At 72.2% G+C, this 22,170-nt stretch carries 17 protein-coding genes and 2 pseudogenes; 8 read left to right on the top strand and 11 right to left on the bottom strand.

The features are described from left to right. Positions 1–4: 4 nt before the first annotated feature. Positions 5–595 (bottom strand): TetR/AcrR family transcriptional regulator, encoded by a 591-nt coding sequence (locus ACFSL4_RS04700; protein ID WP_381078808.1) that lies wholly within the window; start codon positions 593–595, stop codon positions 5–7. Positions 596–676: 81 nt separating this feature from the next. Here ACFSL4_RS04700 and ACFSL4_RS04695 point away from each other — a divergent pair, with 81 nt between their 5' ends. After that, entirely contained in the window at positions 677–1,621 is a 945-nt protein-coding gene (locus ACFSL4_RS04695; protein WP_381078806.1) for an oxidoreductase, read from the top strand. A gap of 863 nt (positions 1,622–2,484) precedes the next feature. Here ACFSL4_RS04695 and ACFSL4_RS04690 read toward each other — a convergent pair. Further along, a complete protein-coding gene (locus ACFSL4_RS04690; RefSeq protein ID WP_381078804.1) occupies positions 2,485–3,567 on the bottom strand; it encodes a threonine/serine dehydratase in 1,083 nt (360 codons plus the stop codon). Between the two features lie 83 nt (positions 3,568–3,650). Between ACFSL4_RS04690 and ACFSL4_RS04685 the strand changes: the two genes are divergently transcribed. Continuing rightward, a complete protein-coding gene (locus ACFSL4_RS04685) occupies positions 3,651–4,316 on the top strand; it encodes a TetR/AcrR family transcriptional regulator C-terminal domain-containing protein (protein WP_381078802.1) in 666 nt (221 codons plus the stop codon). A 309-nt stretch (positions 4,317–4,625) separates the two neighbouring features. Here the strand turns inward: ACFSL4_RS04685 and ACFSL4_RS04680 are convergent, their stop codons facing one another. The 4 genes and pseudogenes from ACFSL4_RS04680 to ACFSL4_RS04665 form a co-directional block, all read right to left on the bottom strand. Then, on the bottom strand, positions 4,626–5,033 hold the full coding sequence (locus ACFSL4_RS04680; protein ID WP_381078800.1) for a DUF3224 domain-containing protein: 408 nt from the start codon (positions 5,031–5,033) through the stop codon (positions 4,626–4,628). A gap of 64 nt (positions 5,034–5,097) precedes the next feature. Further along, positions 5,098–5,544: pseudogene (locus ACFSL4_RS04675) on the bottom strand (class I SAM-dependent methyltransferase); the annotation flags it as partial. 239 nt (positions 5,545–5,783) lie between these two features. Beyond that, a complete protein-coding gene (locus tag ACFSL4_RS04670; RefSeq protein WP_381078798.1) occupies positions 5,784–7,382 on the bottom strand; it encodes a glycerol-3-phosphate dehydrogenase/oxidase in 1,599 nt (532 codons plus the stop codon). Then, positions 7,379–7,978 (bottom strand): TetR/AcrR family transcriptional regulator, encoded by a 600-nt coding sequence (locus tag ACFSL4_RS04665; RefSeq protein ID WP_381078796.1) that lies wholly within the window; start codon positions 7,976–7,978, stop codon positions 7,379–7,381. The genes ACFSL4_RS04670 and ACFSL4_RS04665 overlap by 4 nt, the downstream gene beginning before the upstream one ends. A 148-nt stretch (positions 7,979–8,126) precedes the next feature. On the opposite strand from ACFSL4_RS04665, the gene ACFSL4_RS04660 reads away from it, so the two are divergent. The 3 genes from ACFSL4_RS04660 (at position 8,127) to ACFSL4_RS04650 (ending at position 11,991) form a co-directional block, all read left to right on the top strand. After that, positions 8,127–9,722 (top strand): FAD-binding oxidoreductase, encoded by a 1,596-nt coding sequence (locus ACFSL4_RS04660; RefSeq protein ID WP_381078794.1) that lies wholly within the window; start codon positions 8,127–8,129, stop codon positions 9,720–9,722. Positions 9,723–9,789: 67 nt separating this feature from the next. After that, a complete protein-coding gene (locus ACFSL4_RS04655) occupies positions 9,790–10,668 on the top strand; it encodes a diacylglycerol/lipid kinase family protein (protein ID WP_381078792.1) in 879 nt (292 codons plus the stop codon). A 120-nt stretch (positions 10,669–10,788) separates the two neighbouring features. After that, entirely contained in the window at positions 10,789–11,991 is a 1,203-nt protein-coding gene (locus ACFSL4_RS04650) for a cytochrome P450 family protein (RefSeq protein WP_381078790.1), read from the top strand. A gap of 70 nt (positions 11,992–12,061) precedes the next feature. Here ACFSL4_RS04650 and ACFSL4_RS04645 read toward each other — a convergent pair whose 3' ends face one another. The 4 genes from ACFSL4_RS04645 to ACFSL4_RS04630 form a co-directional block, all read right to left on the bottom strand. Next, on the bottom strand, positions 12,062–12,667 hold the full coding sequence (locus tag ACFSL4_RS04645) for a class I SAM-dependent methyltransferase (RefSeq protein WP_381078788.1): 606 nt from the start codon (positions 12,665–12,667) through the stop codon (positions 12,062–12,064). Positions 12,668–12,841: 174 nt separating this feature from the next. After that, positions 12,842–14,035, bottom strand: coding sequence for an NAD(P)/FAD-dependent oxidoreductase (locus tag ACFSL4_RS04640; protein WP_381078786.1), 1,194 nt, complete (start codon positions 14,033–14,035; stop codon positions 12,842–12,844). 116 nt (positions 14,036–14,151) lie between these two features. After that, positions 14,152–15,096 carry an RNA polymerase sigma factor SigJ gene (gene sigJ, locus ACFSL4_RS04635; protein ID WP_381078784.1) on the bottom strand — a complete coding sequence of 315 codons (945 nt, stop codon included), beginning with the start codon at positions 15,094–15,096 and terminating at the stop codon, positions 14,152–14,154. Between the two features lie 107 nt (positions 15,097–15,203). Next, positions 15,204–15,542 carry a hypothetical protein gene (locus tag ACFSL4_RS04630; RefSeq protein WP_381078782.1) on the bottom strand — a complete coding sequence of 113 codons (339 nt, stop codon included), beginning with the start codon at positions 15,540–15,542 and terminating at the stop codon, positions 15,204–15,206. A 497-nt stretch (positions 15,543–16,039) separates the two neighbouring features. Here ACFSL4_RS04630 and ACFSL4_RS04625 point away from each other — a divergent pair, with 497 nt between their 5' ends. The 3 genes and pseudogenes from ACFSL4_RS04625 to ACFSL4_RS04615 all read left to right on the top strand — a co-directional run bounded on the left by ACFSL4_RS04625 (position 16,040) and on the right by ACFSL4_RS04615 (position 18,463). Further along, positions 16,040–16,480, top strand: coding sequence for a hypothetical protein (locus tag ACFSL4_RS04625; protein ID WP_381078780.1), 441 nt, complete (start codon positions 16,040–16,042; stop codon positions 16,478–16,480). Between the two features lie 81 nt (positions 16,481–16,561). After that, positions 16,562–16,744: pseudogene (locus ACFSL4_RS04620) on the top strand (SMI1/KNR4 family protein); the annotation flags it as partial. Between the two features lie 288 nt (positions 16,745–17,032). Continuing rightward, the gene (locus ACFSL4_RS04615) at positions 17,033–18,463 is read left to right on the top strand and encodes a selenium-binding protein SBP56-related protein (RefSeq protein WP_381078778.1); all 1,431 of its coding nucleotides are present in this window, start codon (positions 17,033–17,035) and stop codon (positions 18,461–18,463) included. A gap of 230 nt (positions 18,464–18,693) precedes the next feature. Here ACFSL4_RS04615 and ACFSL4_RS04610 read toward each other — a convergent pair whose 3' ends face one another. After that, a complete protein-coding gene (locus ACFSL4_RS04610) occupies positions 18,694–22,068 on the bottom strand; it encodes a pyruvate carboxylase (protein WP_381078911.1) in 3,375 nt (1,124 codons plus the stop codon). Positions 22,069–22,170 lie beyond the last annotated feature (102 nt).

Raw genomic sequence — 22,170 nt, 5'->3', positions numbered from 1 at the left:
GCCGCTAGGGGGCGCAGCCGCGCAAGATGAATCCCACCGTGTCGGCCAGGCCCTGGTCGATCTCCTCGGTGTGGAGCGCGCCGCTGACCACGAGGGCGGCGAAGCCGTGCAGCGCGGACATGACCGGCAGGCCGATGCGTTCCGCCGGGCCCTCGCGCACCTCCCCGGTCCGCTGCCCGTCCTCGATCATCCGCATGGCGAAGCCCGCCAACCAGTACGAGGCGTCGGTCAGTTCGCGGGACGCGGCGGGATCATGCTTGACCGCGTACATCAGGTCCAGCAGAACCGCGTTGTCGGTCGCGAAGCCCACATAGGCGCGCCCGACAGCGACCATGCGGTCGGCGAAGGAGCCGCCCGCCTCCTCCCGCGCCGCGGTCATCACCGCCGCGAGGCGACCGAACCCCTCCAGTGCCAGCGCGTCCAGCAGCGCCTGCTTGTCCTTGAAGTGACGGCTGGGCGCGGCATGGCTGACCCCGATGCCCCGGGCCAGCTCCCGCAGCGACAGCGCACCCGGTCCCTTGTCGCGCAGCATCCGCTCGGCCCGCGCGAGCAGCGCGGCGCGCAGGTCTCCGTGGTGGTAAGGGCGGGTCTTCATGCCACCACCCTATCCCGTGAATGGCCAGTGCCTACATTGTTGACGTTGACATCATTGTTTACGATGCCTACATTGGCCCGCATGACACAGCAGAGGACTTCACACACACCGCACTGGAACGCGACCCACCTCCCCGACCTGACCGGCCGCACCGCCGTGGTCACCGGGGCCAACAGCGGGCTCGGCATCGCCACCGTCGAAGCCCTGGCCCGGGCGGGTGCCCACGTCGTGCTCGCCGTACGGGACACCCGCCGCGGGGAGGCCGCCGCGGCGACGGTGACGGGAGCGCGCGGCGCCCTGGAGGTTCGCCGCCTCGACCTGGCCGACCTGACCTCGATCCGCCGGTTCGCCGCCTCCTGGGAGGGCGACCTCGATCTGCTGGTCAACAATGCCGGCGTCATGAACCTCCCCGAGGCCCGCACCAAGGACGGCTTCGAGATGCAGTTCGGCACCAACCACCTCGGCCACTTCGCGCTGACCAACCTGCTACTGCCGCACATCACAGACCGCGTGGTGACCGTCGCCTCCGGCATGCACAGGCTCCCGGGCAACCGCATCCACTTCGAGAACCTCAACCTGACGGGCGAGTACACCCCGATACGCGCCTACGGCCAGTCCAAGCTGGCCAACCTGCTGTTCACCCTCGATCTCCAGCGCCGCCTCACAGCGGCGGGCTCCCCCGTCCGCGCCCTCGCCGCCCATCCCGGCTGGGCCGCCACCAATCTGCAGGGCCACGACGCCAGCCTCATGCGCCGCACGGTCATGCGAGTGGGCAACCGGTTCCTGGCGCAGGACAGCAGGGCGGGCGCGCTGCCGACGCTCTACGCGGCGGTCCAGGACCTGCCCGGCGCCGCCTATGTGGGCCCGAACCGCTTCAACGAGATGCGCGGCACCCCGACCCTGGTCGGCCGCACGCCGGCGGCCAGCGACCCGGACGCCGCACGACGCCTGTGGGCCGCCTCCGAGGAACTCACCGGCGTCGCCTTCCCCGAACGGCTGCGGGCCACGGCCGCTGCCACCGAGTGACCCGCCGACCGCCCGGCGGCCGCTGATCACCTGCGAAGACGGCCTGCGTGCCGCAGCTCGCCGACCCGGGCTCCTCCGCCGGCCCCATGCGAGGCCCGGGCAGCATGCGAGAGGCCAACGGATGGGTGGTTCTGGAGCGGCTGCGCGCCCACGCCCCCGTTTGCGTCCCGCAGGTCTCCTCCGACCCACGGTTGCCCCGTCCGACGGTGAACCAGGCCCTGGCCCGGCCGGAGGCCGCGGGCCTGGTACGGCAGACCGGTGTGACCGGCCGCGCCGGACGGGCGGCCCGGCGCCGGGAGCCCGACAGCGGTGCCGGCCGCGTGGTCAGCGTGGACGTCGGAGGGCAGTGGATCCGGCTCGCGCCGACGGACCTCACCGGCCGGGTCCCCGACCGTCGGCGGACCGAAGGCGCCACGGTGCGCGAGTCTGCCGACGCGCTGCCGATGCGGCCGGACGACGTCAGCGTCCTTGTCTCCCAACTCACCGAGCAGGGGCTGATCGAACGCCGGCAGGACGCCGTCGACAAGCGGATCGCGCACCTGTACCCGACCGATCGGGCCCGGCAGGAGCTCGCCGAGGTCCGTCGCCTCGAAGGCGAACACATCGCCCGCGCGCTGCAGTTCCTCACCGAGGGCGAACGGGACGCCCCGGGCTCGGCCCTGGGCGCACTCACGTCGTTGGCACATCACCTGCGGCCCGCGGCCGAGCAATGCCCACGGTCCCCGCCCGGGACGTTCCCGACCGCGCGCCGCCCGGCGGCACCGGGCCAGGCGCGACACCGACCGTCAAACGGACAACGGCGGGCCGGCCCCTCGAACCGCCCGCCCCGGCTGGCGCCCCGGCCCGGTTTGCGGACCAGTCCGTCACCACGTGGATTGCCCCACGGTACGGCCCGGGACGGGGCCCTGCTCCGCCAGGTCGGCGGGGTCGGTGTTGGCCCCGCACAGGACGACGCAGACCTTCTCCCCGACGCCCGGCCGGTAGCCGCGGTCCGGGACGTCGGACCGGGCCGTCGGATCCCGGTCGGACAGCTGCGGGTCGGGGAGGGTGATCGCGGCCAGCGCGGTGGCGGCGCCGTGTTCGACGGCCACCCTGTGGTGGTCCCACAGTGCCTTGCGGGCTCGGACGATCTCGGTGTCCGGCACGAGGACGGAGCGCACGCCGTCGTGCTGTGCGGCGTGCAGGGCCGTGGCGGAGGCGCGGCGGGCGCCGAGGGAGTCGGCGGCGACGGAGTCGACCGTGACGTCGACGGGGCGGCCGGCCCGCACGGCGGCGTTCAGCGCCCGGCATGTGTCCGGTTCGACGGCCACGGTGCGGATGCCGTGCTGCTGGGCGGCGGTGGCCACGCCGGCGAACAGTCCGCCGCCGCCGACCGCGACCACCACGGTGTCCAGGCCGGGCATCTGCCGGTGGATCTCCTCCAGCAGCGTGCCGGCGCCGGCCGCGATCAGCGGGTGATCATAGGCGTGGGAGGCGAGCGCGCCGGTGGCCGCGGCGAAGTCCTCGCACGCGGTCAGGGCGTCGGCGTACTCCGCCCCGGTCAGCCGCACCTCGGCACCGTAGGAGCGGAGCTTGGCGACCTTCACCGTGGGCGCGGTGGCGGGCAGGAAGACGGTGGCCGGGATGCCCTGCTGCCGGGCGGCCCAGGCGCAGGCCAGGCCCGCGTTGCCACCGGAGGCGATCGTCACCCCGGCCCCGGGGAGCGTGCCGGCATCACGGTGGGCCTGGATGAAGTTCTGCGCGCCGCGGGCCTTGAACGATCCGGTGTGCTGCATGAACTCCATGGCCAGCCACACCTCACAGGACTGTTCGGGGCGGTCCCCCGGCCAGGCGCCGTGGCCGGTGGGGATCGCACCCGTGTCGAGGGGTGCGAGGGTGACGGGGCGGACCCGCCCGGCGATGCGGTCGGTGGCGGCCTTGATGTCGCCGTACGCGAGCTGGTGCACGGGGTTGCTCCGCAAGGTGGCTGGTTCACGACGGGATGACGATCCGCCAGTAGATCGATACACCGTACCGTACACTGACCCGCATGCCCAGGCGATCCGCTTCCCTCACCCGCGCGACACCGGAACGCATCGCCGACACGGCCCTGCTGATCCTGGACCGGGACGGGCCCGCCGCGCTCAGCTTCCGCACCCTCGCCGCCGCCCTGGACATCTCCCTCGCCTCCCTCCAGCGCCGCTGCACCGACCTGGCCGGACTGCTGGACCTGATCACCGACCACCTCGCCGCCCGCCTGCCCGGCCTCCCGCCCGGCACCGACTGGGCCACGGCCACCGCGGCCCGGTTCACCGCGCTGTACGAGCTGCTGACGGCCCACCCCGGTCTGGTGGTCCTGCGCGGCAGCCGGCCCTGGCTCGGCCCGCAGCTCCTGGGACGACTGGTGGAGCCGCAGCTCGCCGACTCGATCGCGGCCGGCATGACCCCCGAGGACGCCATCGCCGCCTACCGGCGGATGTACCTGCTCACCCTCGGCTGCGCCGGCTTCGTCGACCACCGCGACCCCGAAGCCGCCCAAGCGGCCACCCGTCAGGCCCTGGCCGCGCTCGACCCCGGGGAATTCCCGGTGCTGACCGGGCACCTCGGCACGCTCCTGCCCGCCACCGTCGACCACGAGGTCTACCACGGCGCGCTCCACCAGCTGATCCACGCCGCCGACCCGGCACGGCCCGGCGGCCGCCGGACTCCGCAGTGATCGCCCGGATGACGGCTGATGACGGTTTCGGTCGGGTCGAGCCGGTCGTTGTCGAGGACGGACGACTTGGTGTGCCGGCCGTCGCGGGTGCCGCTCGTCCACGTTGTGCAGCCCCGCATCGAACCTGCGTTGCCCTGCCCACGGGGCGAGGGCTCCGCGAGCCCTGCCGGACGGCGGCAGAGCGAAGCGGCGACGCAACGGCGCAGGGCGGACGGGCTGCAAGGGCCGCATGGGCGTCCGCGTGAGCGGCGCGGCCGGTTACCTCGCCGGCGGGCGTCCGACGGCCCGAGGACGTGAGGAGCGCGCCGTTCAGCCGAGTTGGTAGTCGAACCAGATGCGGTGCGTGCCGTCGGCGTCCACGGCCAGTCCTCCGGCCCCAAAGATCCCAGCCAGCTCGCCGGTGCCGCTCGTGGGCACGATGGTGAAGAACTCCGCGGTGCGGTCCTCGCCGGTCGTGGTAGCCGAATGGACGAAGTTGAAGCAGCCTTCCCTGCCGCTCAGCGAGCCTTCGAACGATTCCATGGCCACATAGGTGCCGACGCCGGTCGTCTGGTCGAACGCGGCGGTGAACAGGGTCGCCGAGCGACCCGAGATCTCCCCCTCGAAGTGCTTCTCCATCGTCGCGACGCCCACCGGCAGCCCTGTGGACACGGTCGGCTCGGGCTTCAGCTCCGTCGGAACGAACGTCTTGACGGTGAATGTTCCATCAGCTCTCATGCACCGACCGTACCGAGGCGGTCTGACAATGGCGGCTGGAACGGGCCGGGCCGGGCGGCGCCGGAAAGTACCGTGGTGTGCCGACCGGCTCACCGCCGGTGCGTACCACGGCGAGCGCCCCGCCCGGACGCAGCGCGTCGGCGGCCTTGGTCATCCGCACCGCCGGGTCGATCCAGTGGAACGCCGTTGCGGAGACGACCGCGTCGAACGGCTCCCGCGGCAGCGGCCGGCTCTCGAACTCCGCCGTCACCACCTCGGCCGCCGCGGCCTCGGCCGGATTGCGCCGGGCGACCGCGGCCATGCGCGATCCCGCCTCGACGGCCGTGATCCGGCAACCCGGCGCGGCCAGGGGCACCGCCGCCTGTCCGGTTCCGCAGCCCACCTCCGGTACGCGGCTGCCGGGGCGGGTACCGGCGAGTTCCACGAGGTCGTCGAGCAGCTCCGGCGGATAGCCGGGCCTTGCCCGGTCGTACAGCTCCGCGTCCTCGTCGATTATCCGGCCCAGCCGCAGCCGCCGGGACTCCTCCGGCCTGTCGTCACGTCGTGCCTGCGCGGTTCTTCGGCGGTGTGGATGCCGGGCGGATTCTCGTACGCGACGAAGGTGAGGCCGACCGGGGCCTGCACGACCGGGGCGCGGTTTTCCCCCGGCGGATCCTCCCGGCGGCGACCGGGTCTCCGACTGACCGGTGTACGGACGCGGCGCCATGGCCCCGCAGGTCCCGGGGCGTGCCGACCGCTGCCGACGGTTCGTCAGCCGCCGGCCCCCGACTCGCCGAGCACTTCCCGTGCGGCCGTGAGCGCGGCGGCCCGGTCGTCCGGGACCAGCCCGATGCGGGTGCGGCGGTCGAGCAGGTCGGCCGCGTCGAGCGCCCCTTCGTGGCACACGGCCCACAGCAGTTCCGCACGGGTCACGGGGTGCCCTTCGAGGACGGGCCGGGCGAGCCGGGGGTCGGCCACGGACAGCGCGTGCACGGCGGGAGCCTCGGCGCCGTAGCGGTCGATCAGGCGTCGCGGCGCGCGGAGGGCGCCAAGCACCCGGGGCGGTGCGGCGCCGACCAGTGGGAGAGCGCTGGTGGAAGAGGTTGCCGCGGACAGGCCGTGGGTGGAGACGGCGGCGTCGACCGCGTCCTCGGCCATGCGCCGATAGGTGGTCAGCTTGCCGCCGACGACGGTGACCACACCCTCCCGCGAGGTGAGCACGGCGTGCCTGCGGGAGATGTCGGCGGTGCGGGGCGCCGCCGCGGGGTCCTCGCCCGGTGCGCTGTCCAGCAGCGGCCGCAGTCCGGCGAACGCGCCCACCACATCGTGGCGGTGGACGGGAACGTCCAGTGCGGAGCCGAGGACGTCCAGCAGGAACCCGATGTCGGTCTCCGGCACCTCGGGGACGTCCGGCACGTCGCCGTCCACGGGTTCGTCGGTGAGTCCGACGTAGACCCGGCCGTCGCCCTGTGGCAGGACGAGGACGAAGCGGTTGCTCTCGCCGGGGATCGGGACGTGCAGGCCGGCCGGCACGGAGCCCAGGTGGTCCGCCCGCAGGACGAGGTGGGTGCCGCGGGAGGGCCGTATGCGGACCCCGTCCACCAGGCCGCCCGCCCACACACCGGATGCGTTGATCACCGCGCGGGCGCGGATCTCGCCTTCTTCGCCGGTGAGTTCGTCGCGTATCCGGGCACCGGAGGCGGTCAGCTCCAGCGCGCGCACCCGGGTCAGGATCCGTGCCCCCCGTGCCGCCGCCGTCCGTGCGATCGCGGTGACCAGGCGGGCGTCGTCGGTCACCCGGCCGTCCCAGGACAGCAACCCGCCGCGCAGTCCGGCGCCGCGCAGCGCGGGGGCCAGGTGACGGGTTTCCGTCGCGGAGAGCCTGCGCGGTGCGGGCAGGGTCGACCGGGCCGTACGTGCCGCCAGGCGCAGCGTGTCACCGGCGCGGAATCCGGCCCAGGCCAATGCGGCCTGGCTGCGGGAGACCAGCGGGGTCAGGGGCAGCACGAACGGCTGGGCCCGCACCAGGTGCGGAGCCGTGCGCTCCATCAGAACGCCGCGTTCCAGGGCGCTTTCGTGAGCGACGTCGAGCTGGGCGGAGGCGAGATAGCGCAGCCCGCCGTGGATGAGCTTGGAGCTCCAGCGGGAGGTACCGAAGGCCAGGTCGTGGGCGTCGACGGCGGCGACGGTCAGTCCGCGCGCGGCGGCGTCCAGGGCGGCACCGGCGCCGGTCGCGCCGAGGCCGACCACCAGGACGTCCACGGGCGTGCCGCCGGTGGTCTCGGCCAGTTCGCGCAGGCGCCGGCCGGCGGTGAGCGAAGACCCGGGAACCGGTCCCGCCAAGGAGGCGGGAGTGCTGCTGGAACTCATGGGGTGAGGGTCCTCTCGAGGATGGTCCGCAGTTCCGCCGAGAAGGCCTCCGTGCTCAGCTCGGCGTCGTCCTCCTCGGTCATGGTGCGCAGCGACAGGGTGAAGGACTGGGCGACCAGCAGCAGGGCTCTGGCCTGCCGTTCGGGGTGGCCGGGGCGTACGGACCCGTCCGTGTGACCCTCGCGGAGGGCGTCGCCGAGCAGTTCCAGGAGGGCTTCCTGGCTCGCCCCGCGCCGGTCGAGCACGTAGGGGACGAGCAGTTCGGGATCGACGTCGACGATCTTGCGGAAGAGCGGATGGCTCCGGAAGGCGGCGACGCCGCCCACGAGCCCCTCCACGATCCGTGTGCGGGTGGTCGTCCCGGGCCTCGGTTCCGGCATCGCGCCGGTGGCCACCTTGATCCACTCTCGGGTCATCAAGTCACCGACCAGCGAGCGGACATCGGGCCAGCGGCGGTACAGCGTCATCCGGGAGACGCCCGCACGGCGGGCCACGTCGGTCAGGGTGGTGCGCCGGACGCCGACGGCCAGGACGCAGTCGCGGACCGCGTCGAGCACCGGATCACCGTCCGAGGCGTTGTGACGAATAGGCGTCATGTGTCACAGTGTAACGCGCCCTCGGCCGTCCCGGGGCTCTTCCCCGGCCGCACGACCGCACGGCCGCGACGACCGACACGCGCGACGCCGACGCCACGACGACCCATGTCCGACGCCGACGCCACGACGACCAGTGAGGACAAGCGCCATGGACATGCTCTGGAGCGGCTGGGGCGACCCGGCCAGGGCGACGCCGCTGCCCGACTCGGTGATCGGTCTGCTGCGCGACCTGCTGGGGGTCACACCGCGCACCGCCGGGCCTGTCGCCCTGGGAGAGATCCCCGTGCCCGAGCCGCCCCTCGACCCGGCGGCACACCGCGCTCTGCTCGCCGCCGTCGGCGGTGAAGAGCATCTGCGCACCGACGCCGAGTCCCGGATCCGGCACACCCGGGGCAAATCCACCCCGGATCTGCTGCGCATCCGCGAGGGGGACGTGGGCGATCTCCCGGCGGCCGTGGTCCTCCCGGCGAGCCACGAGGAGGTGCTCGCGGTGCTGGCGGCATGCGCCGCGCACGGCCTGGCGCTGGTCCCGTTCGGTGGCGGCACCTCCGTCGTCGGCGGGCTCGCCCCCGAGCGGCGACGCCCGTTCGTCGCGCTGGACCTGCGCCGGATGAACGTCCTGCTCGACCTCGATCCGGTCTCCCGCACGGCCACCCTGCAACCCGGCCTGCGCGCCCCCCACGCCGAGGCGCTCCTTGCCGAGCACGGCTTCACGCTGGGCCATCACCCGCAGTCGTACGAGTGGGCGACAATCGGCGGATTCGCCGCGGCCCGCTCCAGCGGTCAGGCTTCCGCCGGATACGGCCGCTTCGACGACATGGTCCTCGGCCTCACCCTCGCCACCCCGTCCGGCACCCTCGAAGTGGGCCGCGCCCCGCGCTCGGCGGCCGGTCCGGATCTGCGGCAGCTGATCCTCGGGTCCGAGGGAGCGTTCGGCGTCATCACCTCGGTGACCGTCCGGATCCGCCCCGTCCCCCCGACCCGCGTCTACGAGGGGTGGCGCTTCGACTCCTTCGAGGCGGGCGCCGCCGCCCTTCGGCACCTCGCCCAGGACGGGCCGCGGCCGACCGTGCTGCGGCTGTCCGACGAGACCGAGACGCTCATCGGCCTCGCCCAGCCCGACGCCATCGGCTCGTCGGGCCTGCCGCAGAACGCCGGATGCCTGGCCATCACCGGCTACGAGGGAACCGAGGAGGACACCGCACACCGCCGGGAACGGGCGGCGGCCGTGCTGCGCGACGCCGGCGGCACCTGCCTGGGCCGGGAACCGGGAGAGCGCTGGGCCGCGGGCCGCTACTCGGCTCCCTACCTGCGGGACGCACTGCTGGACGCCGGGGCGTTCGCCGAGACACTGGAGACCGCCGCCTTCTGGTCGCGCCTGCCCGGGCTGTACGCCGCCGTCCGCGACGCGCTGACCGGCACGCTCACCGCGTCGGGTACACCGCCGCTGGTCATGTGCCACATCTCTCACGTGTACGAGAACGGTGCCTCTCTGTACTTCACCGTGGTCTCCGCTCAGGGCGAGGACCCCGTGGCGCACTGGGGCCACGCCAAACGTGCCGCCGGCGAGGCGATCCTGGCGGCCGGGGGCACCATCAGCCACCACCACGGCGTGGGCACGGATCACCGGGACTGGTATGTGCGGGAGGCCGGTTCGCTCGGCATCGGCGCCCTCCAGGCCGTCAAGCGACGGCTGGACCCCGCCGGTCTGCTCAATCCGGGCGTCCTGCTGCCCGTCGACTGACCGACCAGCCCGGCCCCGCCCCGCCACCGTCCGGTTCACGATCCGTCAGGCCCCTGGAGGCACACCGATGCGACAGTTCACCGCCATCGTCAACCCCACCGCCGGCGGATCCGCCGGGGTCGCGGTGCTGCTGCGCGTGGCCCGGCTGCTGAGGGAGGCGGGTGCCGGGCTGGAGACCGAGTACAGCCGCAGTCTGGCCCACGCCCGGGACCTCGCCCGGCAGGCCGGGGAGCGCGACCGGATCGTCGTGGCAGTCGGCGGCGACGGCATCACCGGCAGCATCGGCGGGGCCCTCAGCGGCACCGGCACGTCCTTCGGTCTGATCCCGGCCGGCCGGGGCAACGACTTCGCCCGGGCGCTCGGCCTGCCCACCGAGCCTGAGGCACTGGCCCGAGTGCTGCTGCACAGCGGTCCCCGGGCCGTGGACACCATAGAAGTGGAGTCCCCCCACGGCCGCAGCGTCGTCCTCGGCAGCGTGTACGCGGGGGTGGACGCCCTCGCCAACCGCCACGCCAACCGCTCCACACTCCTCAAGGGCGCCGCCTCCTACTACGCGGGCGGACTACGAGCCGTCGCCACCTGGCGCCCGGCGGCCTACCGGGTCACCGTCGACGGCGAGAACCTCGCACACCGCGGCTACACCGTCGTCGCCGCCAACTCCGCCTACTACGGCTCCGGTCGCATCATCGCCCCCGGCGCCCGCGTCGACGACGGGCTGCTCGAGGTGGTGATGATCCGCGAGGCACCGCGCCGGCTCTTCTTCACCCTGATGAACGAGCTCAGGTCCGGGGACCACGTCCAGCGGCCCGAAGTGCGGGTCCTCAGCGGGAGAGAGGTGCGCATCGAGGCAGACCGGGAGGTGCCGTGCGGCGCCGACGGCGAGGTCGACACCGCCCTTCCCGTCACGGCCCGGGTACTGCCCGGATCCCTCGCCGTGCTCTGCTAGGGCCTGTCGCCCGGCCCGGCATCCGCCTCGGCCCGCTCACCCGGCGCGGCTGAATGTCTCCTTCGCCCGAAGCGCCGCCCACTGCTAGCTTCGAAGCGAACCGGGAGACGGGGGTGGGCCATGGCGGCAGCCGAGGTGATCGATCTGGTGGCGATGGGCGAGGACTTCGTCCGCAATCCCCATCCCGTCTACGCCGCGCTGAGGGAACGCGGCCCGGTCCACAAGGTACGGATCCCGGAGGGTGCGGAGGCCTGGCTTGTCGTCGGGTACGAGGCCGGACGGGCCGCACTCGTGGATCCGCGGTTGTCCAAGCAGTGGAAGAACGCCTCGCCCTCCTTTCCGATCCCCAGTCCCTCCGCGGGGCCGCACATGCTCAACTCCGACCCACCGGACCATGAACGGCTGCGCAAGCTGGTCGTCCGCGAGTTCACTTCGCGCCGGATCGAGCAGCTCGCGCCGCGCGTGCGGCAGATCACCGACGAGTTGCTCGACGCGATGACGGCCCTTCCGGAAGGGCGGGCCGATCTGGTCGAGGCACTCTCGTTCCCGCTGCCCATCTCGGTGATCTGCGAGCTGCTCGGCGTCCCGATGCTGGACCGGGCCGCGTTCCGGGCCTGGACCAGCACCATCCTCACCGACCCGGACCCGGAGGCACGGCTGGCGGCGACGGGCGAAGCGGCCGCGTATCTCTCCGAGTTACTGGACCGCAAGCGTCTGTCCCCGGGCCAGGACCTGATGAGCGCCCTGATCCGGACAACCGACGAGGACGGCGACCGGCTCTCGGCGGACGAACTGCGCGGTACCGCCTGGCTGCTGCTGGTCGCGGGGCATGAGACGACGGTCAATCTGATCTCCAACGGCGTGCTGGCCCTGCTCACCCATCCCGACCAAGTCGCCGCACTGCGCGAGGACATGACCCTCATCGACAACGCGGTGGAAGAGATGCTGCGCTACGAGGGGCCGGTGGAGACGCCGACGTTCAGGTTCACCACCGAGCCGGTCCGGATCGGCACCACGGTCATCCCCGGCGGTGGGGAGCTGGTCCTCGTGGCTCTGGCGGACGCCAACCACGACCCGGCGCGCTTCCCCGATCCGGGCCGCTTCGACATCCGGCGGCCCGCCGCCGGTCATGTCGCCTTCGGTCACGGCATCCACTACTGCCTCGGTGCGCCGCTCGCCCGCCTGGAAGCGCGGATCGCGATCCGGGCCCTGCTGGAGCGCTGCCCCGACCTCGCCCTCGACGCCCACCCGGCCGCCCTGGCCTGGCGCCACGGAATGCTCATCCGCGGCCCGCGTCGGCTGCCGGTCCGGTGGAGGTCCTGATTCGCGCTCGTTCGCCGTTCACGCACGACGCCGGTGACGGTTGTCCCGCGGAACCTCACCCCGCGGAACCTCACCGGCGGTGGACGCTGACGGCATAGCCGCCGCCCTCGTAGGAGTCGGCATCCCAGGTGGCGAAGCGGTCGACGAAGGTGAGGCCGGCCTCGGCACAGCGGTCGTCGTACTCGGGCAGCGTGATGCCGGGCGACACGGGCAGATGGGCCTCGTCCAGACCGAAGCCGGCGACCATCAGACCGCCCGGACGCAGGGACGCGGCCAGGCGCCCGACCACCGCGCCCTCGGTGCCGGCGGCAAGCAACGGAAACACATTGCCCGCGGCGACCACGAGATCGAAGTCCGCCTCGATACCGAGCAGACCCGGCTCGAACCCCGCCAGGTCGGCCTGGAACCAGGGCAGCCCCGGCGCCTGCTGCCGCGCCACAGCGAGCATCGACGCATCAAGGTCCACCCCGACGCAGTCGTACCCGAGCTCCGCGAGCCGGATCATGACCCGTCCGGTGCCGCACCCGGCGTCCAGCACCCGCGCCCCGGCAGGCACGAGCGCCGCGCAGAACCGCGCCTCCCCGTGCACGTCCTTCCCGCTGCGGGCCAGCGCCGCGAACCGGGCAGCGTAGTCCTGTCCGGACGTCTCCCCGGTCAACTCCTTCCAACGATTCACAAGGCCCACTATAGATCGGCCGTCCGCCGCTCGAAGACGCGACGGAGCCCACGGCGCCGGAGGCCGTCGCGGACGAGGCCGGGAGGGCCGGCGGCCATCGACGTGGCCGCGTCATCGGCACGGCCGACGGTGCAGGGGCGCCCCCCCTTCGAGGGCGCCCGTCCGTTGTGCGAGTCAGGCCGGTGCCTTGACCGGCGAGCCCGCCTTGGCCGGCTCCATGAGGCGGCGGCGCCGGGCCGGCATACCGAGCGTCGGGTTGGCGACGGCCCAGGCCGCGCCCTTGCACACCAGCTCCTTGTAGACAGCGGCGAGCCGTCCTGTCAGAGCCGCCCGGACCGCGCGGTCGTCGGCGGTGACGTACTGGATCAGACCTTCCTTGCGGCCCAGCGAGATGCACTGGTTGAAGTAGCGCAGCGGCACCTTCGGGAGCTTCCCGCCGGCCAGGCGCGCCGCGATGGCGTCAGCGGCCTGCCAGGCGGTCGGGGTACCCGAGGCGCACGACATCCGCAGCGGCTTGCCGCCGGGGCCCATCGCCATGGCCGCGTCTCCGACGGCGTACACATCCGGGTGCGAGACCGAGCGCATGGTCCCGTCGACCACGATCTGGCCCGTGTCCGTGACCTCCAGGGTCGTGGCCTTCGCGACGGGATGGACCGCGAAACCGGTGGTCCACACGGTGACCGCGGCCGGGAGCGACCCGCCGTCGGCGGTGGCGACGCGGTCGGCCTCGACGCCGACGACGGCGGCGTGCTCGTGCACGGTGATGCCGAGCTCGTCGAAGACCCTCCTCAGGTGCCGGCGGCCCTTGGGCGAGAGCCAGTCGCCGAGAGCGCCGCGGGCGGCGAGGGCGACATCGAGGTCAGGGCGGGCCTCGGCGATCTCGGCCGCGGCCTCCAGGCCGGTGAGGCCGCCGCCGACCACGACCACGGGCTGCCCGGCGTCCAGGCGGGCCAGGCGCTCCCGCAGCCGCAGCGCTCCGGGGCGAGCTGCGATCTCGTGAGCGTGCTCGGCGGCGCCGGGGACACCCTGGTCGTGCCAGCCGCTGCCGAGGGCGTACACGAGGGTGTCGTACTCCAGTTCCCCGGCGCCGTTCGCATCGACGAGGGCGACGGTGCTGCGGTCGACGTCGACGCCGGTGACCTCCGCGAGCCTCAGTTCGACGCCGGTGCCCGCGAACATCTCGCTGAAGGGCCGGGGTTCGAGGTCCTGGCCGACCGCAAGCTGGTGCATGCGGACGCGCTCGACGAAGTCGGGCTCGGCGTTGACGAGGGTGATGGCGGCATCCTCGCGGCGCAGCCGCCTGGCGAGGCGCCCCGCGGCGAAGGCTCCGGTGTATCCGGCTCCGAGGACGACGATACGGTGCGGCATTTCCCTGCTCCTGTTCTTGAGCGGATTCGCCACTTGAACCGGGCAGCCCGCCGTTTCCTGACAGGAACACGATGTGAAGCACCTCACATCGGGAGCAGAAGCACCTCACAACGGGGTCAGAAGGCGATGAGCAGGGGTTCTCCGTGGTCGACGACCGCCCACCGCCGGTTCACGCGTCCGAGCTTGTCGGGGTTGACCTGGTTGCGGAACGCGGCGATGCCCTCGGCGGTGACCTCCAGGCACATGACGCCGATGACCCGGCCGTCGAGGACCGCCACGACGGCGGGGTCACCGTTGGCGGTCGTGGCGTAGACCTCGGGTGAGCCGCCGACCAGAGCGCGCTTGGCCTTGCCGGGTTTGAACAGGCCGCGCATGAACCTCGCGACCGCGAGGGCGCCTTCGAACGCCTTGGCGCGGGCCGGGACCTTCCCGCCGCCGTCGCCGATCGCAATGGCGTCCTGGGTCAGCAGCCGCACGAGCGGCTCGGTCCGGCCGCTGGTGGCGGCCGCGAGGAACTCGTCGATGATCCGCCGGGCGGCGGCCCCGTCGATCTCGGTGCGGGCCTTGCCGGCCGCGACGTGCTTCTTGGCACGGTGGAAGATCTGCTGGCTGGCGGCCTCGCTGATGTCGAGGATCTCGGCGATCTCCCGGTGCGGGTAGTCGAATGCCTCCCGCAGCACGTACACCGCCCGCTCGTTGGGGGAGAGCCGCTCCAGCAGGGCGAGGACCGCGTACGAGACCGACTCGCGTTGTTCGGCGGTGTCGGCCGGTCCGAGCATCGGGTCCCCGGCCAGCAGCGGCTCCGGGAGCCATTGGCCCACATACGTCTCGCGCCGGGCGCGGGCCGAGGCGAGCTGGTTGAGGCACAGGTTGGTGAGAACCTTCGTCAGCCATGCCTCGGGGACCTCGATGTGGTCGACGTCGGCCGCCTGCCAGCGCAGGAACGTCTCCTGCACGGCGTCCTCGGCCTCGCTCGCGGAGCCGAGGACACGGTAGGCGATGGCCTCCAGACGGGACCTGGAGGCCTCGAACCGGTCCACATCGCTCGTGGTCTGCGCCATGGCCGGGATCCTAGTGCCACATCAGGCGACGTTCGCCCTGCCGACCGTCTCAGGCAGCCGTTCGTCGCCGGTGTGCGTCCGGGTCGGTGTGTCCCGGGGGAACCGGATTACGGCGTCGGGTCAGGGTGTGGCGAGACGCGCGGAGTCGTCGGCTTGCCGGGCTTGGAACCGGCATCGCCGAGGTAGTAGACGGCTCCGGATTCACGACGAGGTGTGTTCACGAGCAGCCAGCCGACGATCCGCCCCCGTGTGTCCCGAACTTGCCAGGGGTCGAGACCTGCTCCCCAGTACACCTGCTGGTCGCTGCGGTCTCCGGGGGCGAGTCGACCGCTCATGTCATGGCAGTCATGCCCGCGGCTGTCGCCACACTCGAACAGGACGGCTGGGGAGCCGGTGTCATTGACGAAGGCGACGGAGCTGAAGTTGGCGGGGTCTGTGGGATCCATGGTCGTCGGATCACAAGCACTCAGAACTCCCGCGACGAGTGCGGCGACCAGCCAGGCTCCGTGCGGACGAGTACCCAAATCGAACCTCCTGTACGGCGACGAGAGCCTACAGAATGCGAACCCCGCCTGACGCGGCACCACTTCACCCGGCGACAGCGCCGGTGGCTGTCGCGGCTCCGCGGGACGGCGGCCGCGGTGATCTCCGGCCGCCAGGGTGCCGTGCACTTCTGCCGACGCGGTGTACGCGTCCGGGACCCGTCGGTGGATCTCCCCGGTACCGGCCCGCGGATCCCTCGGGACCAGCCCGCGGAGCCGTCCCGCCGTATCCCGCTCTGGGCAACGTCCGGGCAGGTCACAGGGGGCGGGATCCCGGAAGGGCCTCAATTCTCCGAAGACCGTTGGGGCTAGACGGTGCGGGCGGGCACGGTCGTGTTGTGCCGACGGACCACGAGGGACCTACCGGGGGACCGTCCGCCGGCAGACGGAGAGGATCCACCATGACGTCACGCAAGCGCATCGCCCTCGCAGCCGCCGGACTGGCCCTGGCGGGTGGCCTCGCCACCGCCCCGGCGGCGACCGCCGCGCCGTCCGCCCTGTCCGCACTGTCCGCTCGACCCGCCGGGAACGTGGCGGCCTCGGCCAACAAGTGCTCCGGCTGGAAGGAGATCCACATCACCGGTGGCGCTGCCAAGTACATGGAGTGCACGAAGAAGGTCAACGGCAAGTCGTACGCCTCCGGCGCCTTCTACCTGTGGGACACCAAGCACGACGGCAAGGCCGTCCAGGCGTACGCGGAGACGGACTACAACCACTGGTACGGCGACGACGTGACCTGGTCGCACTTCTACAGCTGGGCCGACGACACCCACCACAGCCCGAAGATCAGCACGGGCTGGCACCGGGGCAACGACTTCGGTCTGGTGATCGAGCTCAAGTAACGGCCCCGGCCACCGCATCGCCCGCGACGACACCGAGTCCTCTCAGCGGCTCGCCCGACACCGCCGGGTCGCTGAGAGGAGAAGAGACCCGACTTCGTGAACGCGACCACGCGCGCCCAGGACGCCCGCGTGGAAGAGGCCCGCCTGCTGGCCCTGCGCGGACGGTACGGGGAGTCCCTTCCCCTGCTCGATGAAGCGCTGTCCTTCGGACGGCCACGGAGCGCCGTCCTGCTGAACCAGCTCCGGCATCTGCCGGCTCCGCGCCACTCCCGGGAGGCGGCGGCGACCGGCAGTGGCCCACCTCGGGCACTCGCGGAGCGGTCCCGGCTCCGTCAAGGACGCGGAAAGTGATCCAGAACCACGATTCAGGCGACGCCGACAGGTGACGTCCGCAGGCCCCGTAGCCGCCGCCTTGGCAGGGTTCCGGGGGTGTGAAACGCTTGTTTCATGGCATATCCGTCCCGCGAGTGCACATCGATCCCGAACGGGTGAGCCCGGCTGCCTGTCGGGAGCTCCCGGATCCAGGCTCCCGTTCGGGAGTGAGGAGCAGCCATGACGACGACCGAGCACGCTCACGACCTCGATGACCGCAGTGACCCGACCTTGTACCGCACTCCGGCGGACGCCATCGCCGCGCCCTCGGAGAAACTCGCCTATGTCGTCGGTTTCGACCCCACCGCCCAGCGCGCGGACGCGTTGTTCACCGTCGGCACCGACCCCGAATCCCCCGCATACGGCCGCGTGATCTCCCACGCGGACCTACCCGACCGCGGCGATGAACTGCACCATTTCGGCTGGAACGCCTGCTCGAGCGCGCTGGCGCATGCCGGTCATCATCACGCTGCCCGGCGCTACCTCATCCTCCCGGGGCTGCGCTCCTCCCGGCTGCACGTCTTCGACACCAGCCCCGATCCCGCCCGCCCGCACCTGGTCAAGGTGGTCGAGCCCGGAGAACTGGCGGCCAAGGCCGGGTATTCGCGTCCGCACACGCTCCACTGCGGTCCCGACGGAGTGTTCCTGTCCTGTCTGGGTGGCGCGGACGGTGCGGACGGGCCTGGCGGCGTCGCGCTGCTGGACCACGAGACCTTCGACGTGCTGCGAGCCTGGGAGAGCGACCGCGGCCCGCAGCGGTTCGCCTACGACATCTGGTGGCATCTGCGTCAGAACATCGCCGTGACCAGCGAGTGGGGGACCCCCTCGATGATCGAGAACGGTCTTGTCCCGGAACTGCTGCTGGGCCGCCGGTACGGCCACTCTCTGCACTTCTGGGAACTGGACTCCGGCCGGCATCTGCAGAGCGTCGACCTGGGCGACGAGAACCAGATGGTGCTGGAGCTGCGCCCCGCGCACGACCCCGAGGCGGTGTGGGGGTTCGCAAACACCGTGATCAACGTGGAGAACCTGTCGGCGTCGGTGTGGCTGTGGAACCGGGAGGGCGAGGACTTCGTGGTCCGCAAGGTGATCACCATCCCTGCCGAGCCCGCGCGGAGGGAGGATCTGCCCCCGGCGCTGCAGCCGTTCGGCGCCGTGCCCCCGTTGATCACCGATATCGACCTGTCCGTGGACGACCGGTGGCTGTACGTGTCCGCCTGGGGAACCGGCGAGCTGCTCCAGTACGACGTGAGCGACCCGCTGCATCCGAGGCGGACCGCGTCCGTGCGTCTCGGCGGCATCGTCGGCCGGCAGCCGCATCCCGCCGAGCCGGACCTTCCGCTGACCGGCGGGACGCAGATGGTCGAGCTCAGCCGCGACGGGCGGCGCGTGTACCTGACGAACTCCTTGTACGGCGCCTGGGACGCGCAGTTCTATCCTGCGGGCATCGACCCGTGGATGGTCGAACTCGACGCCGACACCTCGCACGGCGGGCTCTCCGTCGACAGCCGCTTCTTCCCGCACGGCCCGGACTTCCTGGGCTTGCGGGTGCACCAGACGCGCCTGCAGGGCGGCGACGCCTCCTCGGATTCGTACTGCTACCGCCGCTGACCGCTGGATGTCCTCCAGGGCAAGGTCCTGCGCGGTGCCGCCGGCCTGGTGAACCGGGTCCCGGGTGATCGGCGCGGAGCGGAGCGGAGCGGAGCGGAGCGGCCGGCCCCCTCGGTCCGCCCGCGCAGCCACCCGGTGTCCTGCTGCCGTCTTTCCGGTAAGCCGCCGGCCTGTGACGGTGTGCGGCCCGGGGAGACCGGTGAAGGCCCGATGAAGCCGCGGGAGAGGGCTCACACGATCTCGACGAGCAGGTCGCCGCCTTCCACCTGCTGGACCCTGTTGATGGCCAGCCGGGTCACCCTTCCGGCCTTCGGGGCGGTGATCGCGGCTTCCATCTTCATGGCCTCGATGGTGGCCACCGTGGCGCCGGACGCCACCTCGTCGCCTTCGTCGACCGCGAGGGTCACCACACCGGCGAAAGGCGCGGCCACATGGCCGGGGTTGGCCCGGTCGGCCTTCTCCGTCACCGGTACGTCCGAGGCCGCCGCCCGGTCGCGCACCTGGATGGGCCGCAGTTGGCCGTTCAGGGTGGACATCACGGTGCGCATGCCGCGTTCGTCGGCCTCACCGATCGCCTGCAGCTCGATCAGAAGCCGCACGCCGGGCTCCAGGTCGACGGCGTACTCCTTGCCCGGACGCAGTCCGTAGAAGAAGTCCTTGCTGTCCAGCACGCTGGTGTCGCCATGGGCCTGCCGCTGCGCCTCGAAGTCGCGCGTCGGTCCCGGGAAGAGCAGGCGGTTGAGCGTCGCACGACGGTCCTTCTCCAGTCCGGCGCGGTCCTGCGCCGTCAGTTCCTGCGCGGGCCTGGCCTCGGCGCGGCCCTGAAGTGCCCTGGTACGGAACGGCTCAGGCCAGCCGCCCGGCGGGGTACCCAGCTCGCCGCGCAGGAAGCCGATGACCGAGTCGGGAATGTCGTACGTCTCCGGTGCCGCTTCGAAAGCCTGCGGCGTCACTCCGGCGCCGACCAGGTGCAGGGCGAGGTCGCCGACCACCTTCGATGACGGGGTCACCTTGACCAGACGGCCCAGGATCCGGTCGGCAGCGGCGTACATCGCCTCGATCTCCTCGAAACGGTCGCCGAGTCCCAGCGCGACCGCCTGTGTGCGCAGATTGGACAGCTGTCCGCCCGGGATCTCGTGGTGGTAGACGCGCCCGGTCGGGGAGGCGAGGCCCGCCTCGAAGGGGGCGTAGATCCGGCGGACGCTCTCCCAGTACGGCTCGAGGTCCCCGACGGCCCGCAGATCCAGGTCCGTGGGCCGCTCGGAGTGATCGGTCGCGGCCACGATCGCCGACAGCGAGGGCTGCGAGGTCGTACCCGCCATCGACGCGACCGCGCCGTCGACCGCGTCCGCGCCGGCCTGGATCGCAGCGAGGTAGGTGGCGAGTTGGCCGCCCGCGGTGTCGTGGGTGTGCAGATGGACCGGGAGGCCGAACTCCCGGCGCAGCGCCGACACGAGTGTCGCGGCGGCCGGGGCGCGCAGCAGCCCCGCCATGTCCTTGACCGCCAGGACGTGGGCTCCGGCGGCCACGATCCGCTCGGCCAGACGGAGGTAGTAGTCCAGGGTGTACAGGCGCTCGGAGGGGTCGGAGAGGTCGGCGGTGTAGCACAGGGCGACCTCGGCGATCGCCGTGCCGGTCGCCCGCACGGCGTCGATGGCGGGACGCATCTGGTCGACGTCGTTGAGGGCGTCGAAGACACGGAAGATGTCGATGCCGGTGGCGGCGGCCTCCTGGACGAAGGCGTCGGTCACTTCGGTCGGATAAGGCGTGTAGCCGACGGTGTTGCGGCCGCGCAGCAGCATCTGCAGACAGATGTTGGGGACGGCCTCGCGCAGGGCGGCGAGGCGTTCCCAGGGGTCCTCGGCGAGGAAGCGCAGGGCGACGTCGTAGGTGGCGCCGCCCCAGCACTCCAGGGACAGCAGTTCGGGCAGAGTGCGTGCCACCACGGGGGCGACGGCGAGCATGTCCTTGGTGCGGACCCGGGTGGCGAGCAGCGACTGGTGGGCGTCGCGGAACGTGGTGTCGGTGACGCCGATGGTCGGCGACTGACGCAGCCAGCGGGCGAAGCCCTCCGGCCCGAGTTCGACGAGCCGCTGCCGGGAGCCGGCGGGCGGTTCGACGGCGGGCAGCGGCGGCAGCTTGGTGACCGGATCGATCAGCTCGGGCCGTTCGCCGTGCGGTTTGTTCACCGTGACGTCGGCGAGGTAGGTGAGCAGCTTGGTGCCGCGGTCGGCGGAGCGCCGTGCGGTGAGCAGGTGCGGCCGCTGCTCGATGAAGGATGTCGTGACCCGCCCGGCCTGGAAGTCGGGGTCGTCCAGCACGGCTTGCAGGAAGGGGATGTTCGTGGCCACCCCGCGGATGCGGAACTCTGCCACGGCGCGGCGCGCCCGGCCGATCGCGGCCTTCAAGTCCCGGCCGCGGCAGGTGAGTTTGACGAGCATCGAGTCGAAGTGCGCACTGACCTCGGTACCGGCGTGGGTGGTGCCGCCGTCCAGACGGATACCCGAGCCGCCCGGCGAGCGATAGGCGCTGATCCTGCCGGTGTCCGGGCGGAAGCCGTTCGCCGGGTCCTCAGTGGTGATACGGCACTGCAGAGCGGCGCCGCGCAGGGTGACCGTCTCCTGCGACAGTCCCAGGTCTGCCAGGGTCTCGCCGGCCGCGATGCGCAGCTGGGCCTGCACCAGGTCGACGTCGGTGACCTCCTCGGTCACCGTGTGCTCGACCTGGATGCGAGGGTTCATCTCGATGAAGACGTGGTTGCCGTCGGGGTCGAGCAGGAACTCCACGGTGCCCGCGTTGCGGTAGCCGATCTCGCGGGCGAACCGCACCGCGTCGGCGCAGATCCGCTCCCGCAGCGCCGGGTCGAGATTGGGTGCGGGGGCCAGCTCGATGACCTTCTGGTGGCGGCGCTGCAGCGAGCAGTCACGTTCGAACAGGTGAATGACGTTGCCCTGGCCGTCGGCGAGGATCTGTACCTCGATGTGGCGCGGATCGACGACGGCCTTCTCCAGGAAGACCGTGGGATCGCCGAACGCGGACACCGCTTCACGGGCCGCCGCCTCGATGGACTCGCGCAGCAGGGCGGGGTCCTCGACGCGACGCATACCGCGCCCTCCACCGCCGGCGACCGCCTTGACGAACACCGGGAAGCCGATGTCCTCGGCGGCACGGACCAGTTCGTCGACGTCGGTGGAAGGGGCGGAGGAGCCGAGCACCGGTACGCCGGCCGCGCGGGCGGCGGCCACGGCCCGGGCCTTGTTCCCGGTCAGTTCGAGCGTGTCCGCGCTCGGCCCGACGAACACGATGCCCGCCTCCTCGCACGCGCGTGCGAGTTCGGGATTCTCGGACAGGAACCCGTAGCCCGGGTAGACCGCGTCCGCTCCCGCCCGGCGCGCCGCACGGACGACCTCCTCGACGGAGAGGTAGGCACGCACCGGATGACCCGGCTGCCCGATTTCATAGGCTTCATCGGCCTTCAGCCGGTGCAGCGAGTTGCGGTCCTCGTGCGGGAAGACGGCAACCGTGCGCGCACCCAGCTCATAGCCGGCGCGGAAAGCCCGAATCGCGATCTCGCCACGGTTGGCGACCAGCACCTTGCGGAACATCCCGAATCCCTTCAGCCTGCCGGCAACGCACACCATGATGTCAGCCGCGTACGTGCCGGTAGCCACGCAGCAACGTTAGAGGTCGCAGGTGGCTCGCTGAAG

It is taken from the genome of Streptomyces caeni (assembly GCF_042678285.1).
Taxonomy (GTDB): domain Bacteria; phylum Actinomycetota; class Actinomycetes; order Streptomycetales; family Streptomycetaceae; genus Streptomyces; species Streptomyces caeni.
The sequence above is the reverse complement of the archived record's forward strand: the minus strand, read 5'-3'. Positions and strand labels throughout refer to the sequence as shown.